We start from the raw sequence: 14114 nt of genomic DNA, 5'->3' as shown, positions 1-14114 counted from the left end.
TCGTGCGTGAGTTTTCCCCTTCCCGTTTTTCGTGAGAGTTCCCCCATGAGCAATGCACAACGCAGCTACCACGTCGCCATCGTCGGCGCCACCGGTGCAGTCGGCGAGACCATGCTGTCCATCCTGGCCGAGCGCGGCTTCCCCGTCGGCACCCTGAGCCTGCTCGCCTCCGAGCGCTCGGCCGGTGGCGAAGTCGAATACGAAGGCCAGAAGATCAAGATCCAGGACCTGGCCACCTTCGATCCCAGCGGCGTTGAAATCGCCCTGTTCTCGGCCGGCGGCAGTGTGTCCAAGGAGTACGCACCGAAGTTCGCCGCCGCCGGTGCGGTGGTGATCGACAACTCCTCGGCCTTCCGTTACGACGACGACGTGCCGCTGGTGGTGTCCGAGGTCAACCCGGACCAGATCGGCAACCGTCCGCGTGGCATCATCGCCAACCCGAACTGCTCGACCATGCAGATGCTGGTGGCGCTGGCGCCGCTGCACCGCAAGTACGGCATCGAGCGCATCAACGTGTCCACCTACCAGTCGGTGTCCGGCGGTGGCCGTTCGGCGATGGAAGAGCTGGGCAAGCAGACCGGCCAGCTGCTCAGTTTCCAGGAGATCGACCCGCAGCGTTTCCCGGTGCAGATCGCCTTCAACCTGATTCCGCACATCGACGATTTCCAGGACAACGGCTTCACCAAGGAAGAAATGAAGCTGGTCTGGGAAACCCGCAAGATCCTCGGCGACGAGAGCATCCTGGTGAACCCGACCGCGGTGCGCGTGCCGGTGTTCTACGGTCATTCCGAATCGGTGGCGATCGAAACCCGCGACAAGGTCACCGTGGCCGAAGCGCGTGCGCTGCTGGAGCAGTCGCCGGGCGTGGAAGTGGTGGATCGCCATGAAGCGGGCGGTTACCCGACCCCGGTCACCCATGCCTCGGGCACCGACGCGGTGTACGTTGGCCGCATCCGCGAAGACCTGTCGCACCCGCGCGGCCTGAACCTGTGGATCGTGTCGGACAACGTGCGCAAGGGCGCCGCCCTGAATGCCGTGCAGCTGGCCGAGCTGGTCGCCGCCGAACAGCGCTGACACCTGCTTCTGTAGAGTCGAGCCACGCTCGACTGCCTCCGCCCTTCGTAGAGCCGAGCTTGCTCGACGGCGTTGAAGGCAGTCGAGCAAGCTCGACTCTACGGGGCATCGTCGCCACCCGATGAGCGGTATTGCCCCACACGGTGGGGGCGGACCGCCCCAATCGGTGGGTGCGGACCCTGGTCCGCACGCTTTATAGTGTCGCCCATGAACAAACGGGCCCAGGGCGCACGACGCCCGCTCACCTATCTTTCCGCGGCACTGCTGGCCCTGGCCAGCAGTTCGGCCATGGCCCTGGGGCTGGGCGACATCCGCGTACTGTCGCGCCCGGGCCAGCCTTTGCTGGCCGAGATCCCGGTGGTATCGGCCGACCCCTCCGAACTGGAAAACCTGCGGGTGGCCCTGGCGTCGCCGGTCACCTTTGAGCGCGTGGGCCTGCAGCGGCCCACCGGGCTGGTCAGCGAACTGCAGTTCGAATTGAGCACCAACGCGCAGGGCAGGGCGGTGGTGCGGGTGACTTCGCAGACCCCGGTCGAGACCCCGTCGCTGAGTTTCCTGATCGAAGCCGACTGGGGCCAGGGCCGGCTGGTACGCGAGTACTCGGCGCTGGTGGATGCGCCGTCCAGCGCCTTGGCCGTGGCCGAGCCGGAAATCGTGGCACCGGCAGGCATGCTGCCAGACACGATCACCCGGGACACGGCGACACCGGCCGCGGCCCCGCCCGCAGCGGTCGCAACACCGGCGCCCGGCGCCACGCGCCCGACGACACGCCGGGCGCCCGCACCTTCACCGGTGGCCGCCGCCAGCAGTGTGACCGTGCAGCAGGGCCAGACCCTGTCGCAGATTGCCGACGCGGTCGCGCGCGGCAACCAGGTCAGCCGCGACCGCGCCATGATTGCGTTGCTGCGTGCCAACCCCGAGGCCTTCATCCGCGGCAACGCCAACCTGCTCAAGCAGGGTGCGGTGCTGCGCGTGCCGGACCAGGCCACGCTGGCGGCGGTCGATGCGGCCGAAGCGGCAGCGATGCTGCGCGAACATGCGGCGCAATGGCGGCAGGCACGCACCGTGCCGCAGCCGGCCGGTGCGCCCGCCGCGGTCGCCACCCCTGCGTCGGCCACACCGGCAGCCGCCACTGGCGCACGTCTTGAGATCGCTCCTGCGCTGGCGGCCGACGCCGCGCATGCGGGCACAACCACCGGCACTGCGGCCGGCAGCGAGGGTGACATGCTCGGCAATGAACAACTGCGCCAGGCCAAGGAGGACATCGCCACCCGCGATGCCGAGATCGGCGAGCTGAAGCAGCGCGTGGCCGAACTGGAAAAGCTGAAAGACCAGCAGCAGTCGCTGATCGCGCTGAAGGACAACGATCTGGCCGCTGCCCAGCAGCGTCTGGCGCAGCCGCCGGAGGCCGCCAGCGCAGGCACGCCCTGGTACTGGCTGGGCCTGCCGTTGCTGCTGATCGTGGCCGGCGGCGCGTGGTTGATGCGCCGGCGCAAGCCCTCGCCCCTGCCGCCGCTGCGTGACGAAGGTGATGCCACGGCCCTGGCTGCAGCCGTGCCTGCCGGTGCCGCTCTGGATACCCTGGCCGAGCAGTCGGCGTGGGCATCCACCGCGCCGGGCGACGGCCGTCAGGAACCGGCGATGCCGGAGTGGGCCACTGCGGCCGACACCGACCCGCCGCGCGCCGAAGCATTCGAGGTCATCGCACCTGCTGGCGCGCCCGAAGACGAGGTGCCGGCCGCCGTGGACCTGCCGCCGCAGTGGGTGGCGCCGGAACCGGAAGCCGCGCCCGCGCCGCTGGATGCGGACGCATCGGCAACGGAGGCCGTGGCCGTGCCCGATTACGCATTGCACGCCGAGCAGCAGCCGCAGTTCCGCGGCGTGTTCGACCTGCCGGCCGAAGCACATGACGATGCGCAGGCTGCAGACGCGCACGAGACCGACGGTGAACTGCCCGAACCGCCGCCGCCCGAAGCGCACGACTGGGCGCCACGCCCCGGCCAGGAGCGGCTGGAACTGGCCATCGCCTATCTGGACCTGGGCGACGCACAGACCGCGCGCACCCTGCTGCAGGAAGTGGCCGAGCAGGGCGACCTGCACTGCCAGGCGCAGGCGCGTGAATTGTTGGCCCGGTTGGACTGAATCCACGTGATGGAACCTGCCATGAGCCGCGAACACCGCATCGACTACGTTGAATTCGCTTCCAGCGATCCCGCCGCCAGCCGTGCGTTCTTCGAGACGGTGTTCGGCTGGTCGTTCGTCGATTACGGCAGCGATTACACCGCCTTCGACGATGGCCGCCTGCAGGGCGGCTTCTTCCGCGCAGCGCCGCAGCAGGCCAGCACCGGTGCGCCGCTGCTGGTGCTCTATGCCGACCAGCTGCTGCCGGTGCAGAGCGCGGTACAGCAGTCCGGCGGCCGCATCGTGCGCGAGGTGTTTTCCTTCCCCGGCGGCAGCCGCTTCCAGTTCATCGAACCGGGCGGCAACGAACTGGCGGTCTGGTCCGAGCGAGACCCGGCCTGACCGCCACCCCCAAGGCAAGATCGAGGTAGCACATGCGTTACGCGCTTGGCGTCGAATATGACGGCAGCGATTTCAGGGGCTGGCAGAACCTGGGCGAAGGTGGTCCCAGCGTGCAGGCCAGCCTGGAACAGGCCCTGTCATCGGTTGCCGACGCGCCGCTGCAGGTGGTCTGTGCCGGGCGTACCGACGCCGGCGTGCACGGCCAGTGCCAGGTGGTCCATTTCGATACCGAGGTGGTGCGTGACCCGCGCGCCTGGATGCTGGGCACCACCACCCGCCTGCCGCGCGCGATCGCCGTGCGCTGGTGCGTACCGGTGGCCGATGATTTCCACGCCCGCTTCTCGGCCCGGGCCCGGCGTTACCGCTACCGGCTGCTGAACCGCGAGGTGCGCCCGGCCCTGGACCGGCAGACCCTGAGCTGGGAGCGCCGTGCGCTGGATGCCACGCTGATGCACCAGGCCGGGCAGGCATTGCTGGGCGAGAACGACTTCAGCGCGTTCCGCTCGGTGCAGTGCCAGGCCCTGCATGCGCGGCGTGAGCTGCAGTCGCTGCAGGTCAGCCGCCAGGGCGAGGTGATCGAGGTGGCCGTGCAGGGCAATGCATTCCTTCATCACATGGTTCGCAATATCGTCGGTTCGCTGATCCTGGTCGGCAGCGGCGAAAAACCCGTGGAATGGATCGCCGAACTGCTGGCCGGACGCGACCGCACCGTGGCCGGGCCCACCGCTCCCCCGCAGGGACTGGTGTTCCTGGGGCCACTGTACCCCGACAACTGGCACCTGCCCGCCGAGGTCACTCTATGAGCCGTTCGTACTACCGCACCCGCATCAAGTTCTGTGGCATGACCCGCGCCGGCGACGTGCGCCTGGCCGGTGAACTGGGCGTCGATGCGGTGGGGTTCATCTTCGCCCGTGAAAGCAGCCGTCGCGTGGCCCCGGCCGAGGCCCGCGCCATGCGCCAGGCGATCGCGCCGATGGTCGATGTGGTGGCGCTGTTCCGCAACAACAGCAAGGAAGAGGTACGCGAGGTCCTGCGCACCGTGCGGCCGACCCTGCTGCAGTTCCATGGCGAGGAAGACGAAAGCTTCTGCCGCAGCTTCAACATGCCCTATCTGAAAGCCATTGCCATGGGCGGGCGCGAGGAGGTCAACGCACGCACGCTGCAACTGCGTTACCCCAGTGCGGCCGGCTTCCTGTTCGACAGCCATGCGCCCGGTGGTGGCGGCGGCACCGGCGTGGCGTTCGATTGGGCGCGCATTCCTACCGGTCTGCACCGGCCGTTCCTGCTGGCCGGTGGGCTCACCCCGGACAATGTGAAAGAGGCCGTGCTGGCCACGCTGCCATGGGGCGTGGACGTGTCCAGCGGCATCGAAGTCGAGCCGGGCATCAAGGACGGCTACAAGATGCGTACGTTCGTGGAAGAAGTCCGCAGCGCCGACTGCACCGTGCTGGACTGATCCTGCAGGCCAGGGCGCGGCTGCAACGGTCGCCGCCTGGGGTCTTCACATTTGTCCCTGCACGTCCTCTTCACATAGGATAAAAGGGAACGCTGCGGCCATGAGGGCCGTGGCGGGGATCGACGGGGCCGCCACCGGCGGTATCCGAACGGGCGTGTCGCGCCCACAGCCCTGGAAGGCAAGCGATGCAGGAGTTCCTGACCGTAGTGTTCGGTTACCCGACCCTGCCGTACAGCGTGGTGCTGTCGGTGGCGCTGGTGTATTGGGGGCTTGCCGCCTTTGGCCTGGTTGACGATGGGTTTGGCGATCTTGGCGCCGATGGCGCGCTCGACGGCGGCACCGATCTGCACGGTCTGTCCGCCCTGCTGCAGCGCTTCGGCCTGGGCGGCGTGCCGGTCATGGTCGTGGTCACGATGCTTGCCCTGTTCGGCTGGGTGCTGACCTATTTCGTCCACCTTTATCTGCTGCTGCCGCTGCCGGACCTGCTGCGCTGGACCATCGGCACCGGTGTGGCCCTGCTGGCACCGCTGCCGGGCGTGCCGCTCACCGCCCTGCTGCTGCGCCCGATCCGCCGCTTCCTGCTGCGCCTGCAGCCGGTGCCGCAGGCATCGCTGCTGGGCCGGCTGGGCGTGGTCGCCTCGCCGAAAGTGGATGCGCGCAGTGGCCATGCCACCGTCGACGACGGCGGGGCCGGGCTGGTCCTGCAGGTGCGCAGCGACATCGAACTGCAGCGTGGCGAGCGCATCGTGCTGGTCGAGCACGTGGCCGAACAGCATTACTACCGGGTAGTCCGCGCCGATGCGGTCGCCCTCGATTTCCAGGACAACCTGCTTCCGGGCAACAAGGAGAATCACCGATGAGTTTCGCAGGCGCGGCCCCCTTCCTGATCATTCTGGTCACCGTCCTGGTGGGCCTGCTCGGCCTGGCGGGTCTGTTCAAGGCGTTCTACCGCAAGGTCGACCAGGGCGTGGCCCTGATCGTCAACGACATGAGTTCCACGCCCAAGGTGCACTTCACCGGCGCGCTCATCATTCCGGTGCTGTACCGCGCCGAGCTGATGCGCATCAGCCTGATCACCCTGCAGATCGACCGCCGTGGCAAGGAAGGCCTGATCTGCCGCGACAACATGCGCGCCGACATCGCCGTGGCCTTCTACCTGCGGGTGAACGAAACCCAGGCCGACGTGCTGCGCGTGGCCAAGGCCATCGGTGCCGACCGTGCCTCGGACAAGCACGCGGTGGACGAACTGTTCAACGCCAAGTTCTCCGAGGCGCTGAAGACAGTCGGCAAGAAATTCGACTTCACCGAACTGTTCGAGAAGCGCCAGGAATTCCGCGACGAGATCATCGCGGTGATCGGCAACGACCTGAACGGCTATGTGCTGGAAGACGTGGCCATCGATTACCTGGAACAGACGCCGAAGGCGCTGCTGGACCAGTTCAACATCCTCGATGCGCAGGGCATCCGCAAGATCACCGAGCTGACCGCTGCGCAGAACGTGGTGACCAACGAGCTGGAACAGAACGAAAAGCTCGCCATCACCAAGAAGAACGTGGAGGCCCGCGAGGCGCTGCTGGCCCTGGAACGCCAGCAGGCCGAGGCCGAAGCGCGGCAGAAGCGCGAGATCGAAACCATCCGTGCGCGCGAGGAAGCCGAGACCGCCAAGGTGCAGGAAGAGCAGCGCCAGCTGTCCGAGAACGCACGCATCGAAGCGCAGCAGCTGATCGAGATCCGCGACCAGAACCGCCTGCGCGAAGTGGAAGTGGCCGAACAGAACCGCCAGCGTGCCGTGGCCATCGAGGCCGAGCGGGTGGAACGCGCCCGCCAGCTGGAACAGGTCACCACCGACCGCGAAGTGCAGCTGCAGGGCGTGGAGCGTGACAAGGTTGTCGAACAGGGCAAGATGGACGTGGCCAACATCACCCGCGAACGCATCTCCATCGACAAGACCGTGGCCCAGGAAGAGGAGCGCATCAAGGAAGTGCGCGAAGTGTCCGAGGCCGACCGCCAGAAGCAGGTGCTGATCCTGGAAGCCGAAGCCAAGGCGCAGGAAGCGCTGGTGCGCGAAGTGAAGGAAGCGCAGGCGCGCGAAACCGCCTCCAAGCACCGCGCAGTGGAGCTGACCACCCTGGCCCAGGCCGAGCACGAAGCCGCTGGCAAGCAGGCCGAAGCCAAGCGCCTGTTGGCCGATGCATTCCGCGCCGAACAGGCCGCACCCGGCCTGGCCGAAGCGCAGGTGCGCGAAGCGTCGGCGCTGGCCATCGAGAAGGTCGGCATTGCCGAGGCCCGCGTGATCGAAGCCAAGGCCGATGCCACCCTGAAGCAGGGCAGCAACGAGGCGCGTGTGCTGGCCGAGACCCTGCAGGCGCAGGCGCAGGGCGAGGAGAAGATGGGCCTGGCCCGTGCCACCGCCACCGAATCGCTGGGCAATGCCGAGGCCGGCGTGGTGCAGAAGAAGCTGCTGGCCGAGGCCGAGGGCTTGGTGCGCAAGTTCGAAGCCATCGCCTCGCTCAGCGACCAGGCGCGTGGCCACGAAGAGTTCCGCATGATGCTGGACAACAGCCTGAAGCAGGCGCTGGCCTCGATCGAGGCGGGCAAGGAAGTCTCGCGCGAAAACGCCAACGTCATCGCCAGCGCGCTGCGCAACGCCGACATCGATCTGGTCGGCGGCGACGGCGGCATGTTCGAGAATCTGGTCAAGGCCGTGTCGCTGGGCAAGTCGATCGAAGGCTTCGCCGGCAAGAGCCCGATCGTGCAGGAGCTGATGCAGCGCTACCTGGGCGTGGCCGTGGCCGAGCCGGCACCGCGGCAGATCGCCGAGGACGCCGACGCGGTGCCGAGCGTGTCGGCCACCGTGGTCGACAGCGTCCGTTGATGCACCGTGCGGTGGCCGTCAGGGTCACCGCACGCCCGCGGCGGCCGCCCCAGCGGCCACCCATCCGTGAGCTGGAAGCCTGCTGATGTCTGAAACGAATTCAACCGCCGACAGCGCCACCGCGGCGGTGGCCGCCGACACCGTCGACCAGGCCGTCGCCCAGGGCGGCGCCTACGAAGTCCTTCGCCGTCGCCTGGTCGAACAGGGCCAGCGCCTGCAGGCGCTGGCCGAAACGCTGAACCAGCAGCGCCTGGCCGAGTTCGGCGACAGCCGCCTGGAGGTGGTCGGTCGCTTCCGCATCCGCAGCGAGAACAACTGCGTCGGCCGCGACATCGTGCAGGTCGGTCCCGATCGCCTGCTGTTCGGCTACAACGTGTTCATCGGGCTGAAGACCCAGACCCGCATCGAGGATGTGTTCGGCCTGTATCGCCTGGTGCAGGGGCCCGATGGCTACGATGTGGCCACGCTGGAGCTGAAAGGCAGCTTCCTCGACCAGCCTGGCTTCGTACACGACTTCAACGAGCTGTACGCCTACTACAAGCACGCGCGCCTGCTGCAGTTGATCGTGGTGGGGGACAAGCTGCTGGCCTCGTTCCAGATCGGTGAACGCAGCAGCGATGTGCGCGTGTTCCGCTGGGCGCTGTCGCGCGAGGGCGAGCTGACCTACCTGGATGCACGCGGTGAGCGTGACATCGCCCTGCCGCCGCCGTTCGACTTCGAATGGACCAAGGCGACCCGCGATCTTGCGGTCAACGGCCGCCATTCGCACCTGAACATCCTCGACACCCTGTTCGTGGAAACCACCGGTGGCGACCTGACCATCAAGGTGGAGAACAACACCGAGACCGGGCAGGGCATCTACAGCGAGCCGGTGGAAGACAGCACCCAGTCACTGGACGATGCGCAGTTCGAGTTCGCCCGGGTCGGCTCGCTGCTGCTGCTGAAGGTGCTGCCGTACCGCGAAACGGTCTGGCGCGGCCTGATCTACAACACCCTCACCGGCGCCATCGTGCGCAACGATGCCATCGTGCAGGCCTGCGTGCAGCTGCCCGAAGACCACGGCGTGATCTTCCCCGGTGGTTACTACCTGCAGGGCGGCGAGCACAAGGCCTTCGATGCGTCCATGGCCGGCATGCAGTTCAAGCGCAGCATCCGTTCGCCCAACGGCGAGGACGTGCTGTACATCTTCTATGAGCGCGAAGGCGGCCGCTCGGCCCTGTTCGTGTACAACACCATCCAGCGCGTGCTGCAGAACCCGGTGTTCGGCCACGGCTATGCGTTCATGCAGGATGGGCGCATGGTGCTGTTCAACGCCGAAGGCACCGAGCCCACCCGCATCCACCCGATGCAGGTCTGGCAGACGCCCTTCAGCAGTGACGAATTCGCTGCCAGCCGGCCGCCGGGCAACACCTTCATGGGCCGCATCGGCAACGCCGAACTGGTGCGCGGCATTTCCAACCTGTTCAACCTGGCGCGCGAGATCGACGGCCAGGACGTGTCGGTGCAGCGCTACCAGCGGCTGGTGGCCGACACCCGCCGGCTGTTCGACGCCCACCACTGGCTGGGCGACGAGGCCTGCGACGGTGCCGAAGCGCTGCTGCGGCAGATCAGCGCCACCGGCGAATCGGTGCTGGACGAATACGAGAAAGTGCAGTCGATCCGCCAGCAGTCGGCGCAGGCCATGGCCGAGGCCGAAGCGGCGTACAAGGCACTGCTGGGCCGGCTGCAGCCGGAAAACTGGAACGAGGTGCAGGCCTTCGTCGAGGCGTTGAATGCCATCACCGCGCTGCGTGGCCGCCTGTTGACCCTGCGCGAACTGCGCTACATCGACACCGACCGCATCGAGACGATGGGCGCCGAGCTGGTGCAGGCGCACGAGCGGGTCGGCGCGGCCACCGGCAGCTTCCTGGCCGGTGACGCGGCGTTGGCGCCGCTGGCTGCGCGCCTGCAGGCGCTGGATGAAGCGGCCCAGCAGGCCGCCAGTGCGCGCCTGCTGGACGAGCAGCTGCAGGGGTTGCGTGACATGGCCGCCGATCTGGACATGCTGTCGCAGCTGATGGCCGGGCTGAAGGTGGACGACGCCACTGCGCGTACGCGCGTGGTGGAAGCCATTTCCGCCCTGTATGGCCGCTTGAACCAGGCCCGCGCCCGTGCCGAGCAGCGCCGGAAGACCCTGGGCAGCGCCGAGTCGGTGGCGCAGTTTGCCGCACAGTTCGCCTTGTTCTCGCAGTCCATCACCAGCGCGCTGGCCATGGCCAGCGATCCGGAAAAAGCCGATGACCAGCTGTCGCGGTTGCTGGTGCAGCTGGAAGAGCTGGAAAGCCAGTTCGGCGAGCATGAGCAGTTCCTCGGCGACATCCTGAGCAAGCGTGAAGAGCTGGTTGAGGCCTTCGATACGCACAAGCAGGCGCTGCTGGATGACCGCCAGCGCAAGGCGCGCTCGGTGCTCGATGCGGCCAACCGCATCCTCGACGGCCTGGCCAAGCGCACTGAGCGCTTCGCCAGCGCCGACGAACTGAATGCCTTCTTCGCCGGCGATCCGCTGATCCTCAAGCTGCGCGAACTGGCCGAGCGCCTGCGTGCGCTGCGCGACAATGTGAAGGCCGACGATATCGAGGCCCGCCTGAAGGGCGTGCGCGACCAGGCCGTGCGCCAGTTGCGCGATCGCAGCGACCTGTACGAAGCCGGCGGCAATGTGGTGCGGCTGGGCCCGCGTCATCGCTTCAGCGTGAACACCCAGGCGCTTGATCTGACCCTGCTGCCGCGCGGCGATACGCTCGCCATCCATCTGACCGGCACCGACTTCCTGGAAACCCTGCACGACCCGGAACTGGACGCGCTGAAGCCATTCTGGCCGGTCACCTTGGACTCGGAATCCGAAGCCATCTACCGCAGCGAGTACCTTGCCGGCTGCCTGCTGCGCGCAGCAGAAGAGGGACGCGACGGCCTGGATCTGCCACAGCTGCTGCACGATGCCGCCGAGCCGGACGCGCTGGACCAACGCGTGCGTGCGTTTGCCGCACCGCGCTACCGCGAGGGCTACGAACGCGGCATTCACGATCACGACGCTGCGCTGATCCTGCGCGCGCTGTTGCCGTTGCAGCAGGCCGCCGGTCCGCTGCGGCATGCGCCGCGCGTGCGCGCGCTGGCCCTGTTGTTCTGGGCCGCGCAGCAGCGCGAGGATGCCGTGGCGCAGTGGCCCAGCCGCCAGGCAGGCGCAGACACCATCGCCCGTCTGTTTGGTTCGGACGAAGGGCGGCAGGCGCTGCGCGCGGAAATGGCGCAGGCCCTGCATCACCACGCACAGGCAAACGGCCTTCCGTTCGACGCCGACATGGCCGCCGATGCCGCGGCCTACCTGGCCGATGAACTGCGCAATGGCGAGCCGGTGTTCAGCATCAGCCGCCACGCACAGGCTTTGCTTGACGCGTTGTCCCAGCAGTTGGAACAGGCCGGCCAGCGCGATGCGTTCGAGCGCGCGCTGCAGCGCAGCCAGGACCCGCTGGCCACCCGCTGGGCGCTCGCCGGGCAGTGGCTGCGTGCATTGGCGGGCCTGCCGGCGCAGGCCGCGCACGCCGGTTACGTGGACGAGGCTGCGGCATTGCTGCTGGTGCAGCGGCAACTGCGCACGCGAGCCAGCGAGGCCGTCCTGCGCGCCGAAGTGAAGGGGCTGCTGGGCGAGCATCCGCGCATCCACGGCGGCACTCTGGTGCTGACGCTGGACGATTTCCAATCGCGCCTGCAGCACCACCTGCAGCGCTTCGTGCCGTCCTTCCATGCCTACCAGAGCGTGCGCCAGGGCATCATCACCCGCGAACGCGACACCCTGCGCCTGTCCGAATTCAAGCCGCGACCGCTGTCTTCGTTCGTGCGCAACAAGTTGATCAACGACGTCTACCTGGGCGTGATCGGCGACAACCTGGCCAAGCAGATGGGCACGGTGGGCGAAAACAAGCGCAGCGACCTGATGGGCCTGCTGATGATGATTTCGCCGCCCGGCTACGGCAAGACCACGCTGATGGAATACGTGGCGCATCGCCTGGGCCTGGTTTTCATGAAGATCAACGGGCCGGCGCTGGGCCATGAAGTGCGCTCGCTCGATCCGCAGCAGGCGCCCGATGCCACCTCGCGGCAGGAACTGGAAAAGCTGAACCTGGCGCTGGAGATGGGCAACAACACCATGCTGTATGTCGATGACATCCAGCACACCCATCCGGAGTTCCTGCAGAAATTCATTTCGCTGTGCGATGGCACGCGCCGCATCGAGGGCGTGTGGCGCGGCAGGACCCGCACCTATGACATGCGCGGCAAGAAGTTCTGCGTGGTCATGGCCGGCAACCCGTACACCGAGTCCGGCGAGGTGTTCAAGATTCCGGACATGCTGGCCAACCGCGCCGACATCTACAACCTGGGCGACGTGCTGGGTGGCATGGAGGCGGCCTTCACGCTCAGCTACATCGAGAACAGCCTCACCTCCAACCCGGTGCTGGCGCCGCTGGCGACGCGGGACATGGCCGACCTCTACCTGCTGGTCGATCGCGCGATGGGCAAGGACGTCTCCACCAATGGTCTCAGCCACGCCTACAGCGGCGCCGAGGTGAACGAGATCACCGCCACCCTGCAGCGCATGCTGCGGGTGCGCGACGTGGTCTACCGGGTCAACCAGCAGTACATCGCCAGCGCCGCGCAGGACGATCGCTACCGCACCGAGCCGCCGTTCCGGCTGCAGGGCAGCTATCGCAACATGAACAAGCTGGCCGAGAAGATCTCGCCGGTGATGAACGAGGAAGAGCTGCAGCAGCTGATTTCCGACCATTACCTGGGCGAGGCGCAGCTGCTTACTACCGGCGCCGAAGAGAACCTGTTGAAGCTGGGGGAACTGCGTGGCGTGCTGGATGACGCGCAGGCGCAGCGCTGGGCGCAGATCAAGCGCGATTTCCTGCGCAACAAGGCCATGGGCGCCGACGAAGGCGATGTCGGTGGGCGGGTGGTGGCGCAGCTGGCTGACATTGCCAGCGCACTGCAGTTGCCGCCGCCTGCGCCCGTGCAAGCCCCGGCACCGCCCGCCGAACCGGCGCCGTGGCCGGCCCTGCTGGACGCGCTGCAGCGCCTGGCTGAGGTGCGCCCTGCGGCAGCGACACCCAGCGCGCCTGCCGTGGTGCAGGCGCCGCCGTTGGCCGAAGATCTGCAGGCCGGCCTGGCGCCGCTGCTGCAGGTGCTCGTGTCCTCGCAGGAACAGCAGCTGCAGCTGTCGCAGACCCTGGCGGCCTTTGCCGGCTGGGCGCGGCAGCAGGTGCAGTCCGAGCCGGTGGCAGACCTGCGCCGGCGGCCACGTGTGCGCCGTGCGTCCACGCCGGAAGAGCGCGCGCTGGACGAAGCACTGATGCGCCACTTCTATGGCGAATCACTGCCGCCGGACACCAGCGCCGACGATATGCCGCGGCCACCGCCGCTGCCGTGAGCCCGCACCTGCCCACGCCGCAGTTGCCTGACAGCGCCGATGCCACGGCACTGGCCGACTATGGCGCACCGCTGCTGCGCGCGCTGCAGGCCGATGAGCCCGCCGCCGCCGTCGGCGATGGACAGGGCCTGGTGCAGGCGCTGGCACGCATCGCGCTGGCCGTGCAGGCGGCCGACCCGGCACGGCTGCGCCAGCAGGAAAGCTGGTGGGGCCGGCTGCTGGGCCGCGACGTCACCCGCCAGGCGCAGGCGCAGCAGCTGCAGTCGCAGTTGGGGGTGCTGGTGCTGCAGGCGCGTGAGCAGGCGCAGCGGCTGCAGGGGCACCTGCAGCAGCGCCAGTCCGCAATCGCCCACGCCCAGGCAGCTGCGCAGGCACTGCAGCAGTGGGCCGATGCCGCGCGTCCAATGCTGGCGACGCTGCCCGGCCACGCACAGGCCGGGCTGGCCGCGCGGGTGGACCACCTGCAACGGCTTTCGGCCCTGCGCGCGCTGGACGCGCGGCAGTTACAGCTGCTGAACGAGCAGGATGAGGCCTTGCTGCAGCGTTTTGCCCACATCCACGACACCCTGCTGCCCGCCTGGCGACAGGCGGCGTTGGCTGGCCAGACCCAGGCCCGTAGCGCGCAGGTTGCACAGGCTGCTGACCTGCAGGCCCAGATCGATCACGAAGTGGCTGCTGCTCAGGCTAGACTGCGCTGAGCCGGCCGCCGCTGCCGCATTACCATC

General features: G+C 67.9%; 9 protein-coding genes. All 9 read left to right on the top strand.

The features are described from left to right. Positions 1 to 45: 45 nt before the first annotated feature. The 9 genes from RTY46_RS14495 to RTY46_RS14455 all read left to right on the top strand — a co-directional run bounded on the left by RTY46_RS14495 (position 46) and on the right by RTY46_RS14455 (position 14087). Positions 46 to 1074, top strand: a complete 1029-nt coding sequence (locus RTY46_RS14495) for an aspartate-semialdehyde dehydrogenase (protein ID WP_312709223.1) — start codon at positions 46 to 48, stop codon at positions 1072 to 1074. Between the two features lie 207 nt (positions 1075 to 1281). Then, entirely contained in the window at positions 1282 to 3216 is a 1935-nt protein-coding gene (locus RTY46_RS14490) for a FimV/HubP family polar landmark protein (protein WP_312709221.1), read from the top strand. A 21-nt stretch (positions 3217 to 3237) separates the two neighbouring features. Continuing rightward, positions 3238 to 3597, top strand: coding sequence for a VOC family protein (locus tag RTY46_RS14485; RefSeq protein WP_312709220.1), 360 nt, complete (start codon positions 3238 to 3240; stop codon positions 3595 to 3597). A gap of 32 nt (positions 3598 to 3629) precedes the next feature. Continuing rightward, entirely contained in the window at positions 3630 to 4400 is a 771-nt protein-coding gene (gene truA, locus RTY46_RS14480) for a tRNA pseudouridine(38-40) synthase TruA (protein ID WP_312709218.1), read from the top strand. Beyond that, positions 4397 to 5053, top strand: a complete 657-nt coding sequence (locus RTY46_RS14475; RefSeq protein WP_108750241.1) for a phosphoribosylanthranilate isomerase — start codon at positions 4397 to 4399, stop codon at positions 5051 to 5053. The genes truA and RTY46_RS14475 overlap by 4 nt, the downstream gene beginning before the upstream one ends. A 185-nt stretch (positions 5054 to 5238) precedes the next feature. Beyond that, entirely contained in the window at positions 5239 to 5913 is a 675-nt protein-coding gene (locus RTY46_RS14470; RefSeq protein ID WP_312709216.1) for an OB-fold-containig protein, read from the top strand. Further along, positions 5910 to 7928, top strand: a complete 2019-nt coding sequence (locus RTY46_RS14465) for a hypothetical protein (RefSeq protein WP_312709215.1) — start codon at positions 5910 to 5912, stop codon at positions 7926 to 7928. The genes RTY46_RS14470 and RTY46_RS14465 overlap by 4 nt, the downstream gene beginning before the upstream one ends. Positions 7929 to 8013: 85 nt before the next feature. Then, positions 8014 to 13389, top strand: a complete 5376-nt coding sequence (locus tag RTY46_RS14460) for a DNA repair ATPase (protein ID WP_312709214.1) — start codon at positions 8014 to 8016, stop codon at positions 13387 to 13389. Beyond that, positions 13386 to 14087 carry a hypothetical protein gene (locus tag RTY46_RS14455; RefSeq protein WP_312709212.1) on the top strand — a complete coding sequence of 234 codons (702 nt, stop codon included), beginning with the start codon at positions 13386 to 13388 and terminating at the stop codon, positions 14085 to 14087. The genes RTY46_RS14460 and RTY46_RS14455 overlap by 4 nt, the downstream gene beginning before the upstream one ends. Positions 14088 to 14114 lie beyond the last annotated feature (27 nt).

It is taken from the genome of Stenotrophomonas sp., assembly GCF_032056425.1.
Classification (GTDB): domain Bacteria; phylum Pseudomonadota; class Gammaproteobacteria; order Xanthomonadales; family Xanthomonadaceae; genus Stenotrophomonas.
This window is presented reverse-complemented; position numbering and strand designations above follow the sequence as displayed.

Bases quoted from the DNA above. Each gene is read 5' to 3' on its own strand.
- truA (WP_312709218.1), top strand. From the start codon at position 3,630: ATGCGTTACGCGCTTGGCGTCGAATATGACGGCAGCGATTTCAGGGGC.
- RTY46_RS14465 (WP_312709215.1), top strand. From the start codon at position 5,910: ATGAGTTTCGCAGGCGCGGCCCCCTTCCTGATCATTCTGGTCACCGTC.
- RTY46_RS14495 (WP_312709223.1), top strand. From the start codon at position 46: ATGAGCAATGCACAACGCAGCTACCACGTCGCCATCGTCGGCGCCACC.
- RTY46_RS14490 (WP_312709221.1), top strand. From the start codon at position 1,282: ATGAACAAACGGGCCCAGGGCGCACGACGCCCGCTCACCTATCTTTCC.
- RTY46_RS14460 (WP_312709214.1), top strand. From the start codon at position 8,014: ATGTCTGAAACGAATTCAACCGCCGACAGCGCCACCGCGGCGGTGGCC.
- RTY46_RS14475 (WP_108750241.1), top strand. From the start codon at position 4,397: ATGAGCCGTTCGTACTACCGCACCCGCATCAAGTTCTGTGGCATGACC.
- RTY46_RS14470 (WP_312709216.1), top strand. From the start codon at position 5,239: ATGCAGGAGTTCCTGACCGTAGTGTTCGGTTACCCGACCCTGCCGTAC.
- RTY46_RS14485 (WP_312709220.1), top strand. From the start codon at position 3,238: ATGAGCCGCGAACACCGCATCGACTACGTTGAATTCGCTTCCAGCGAT.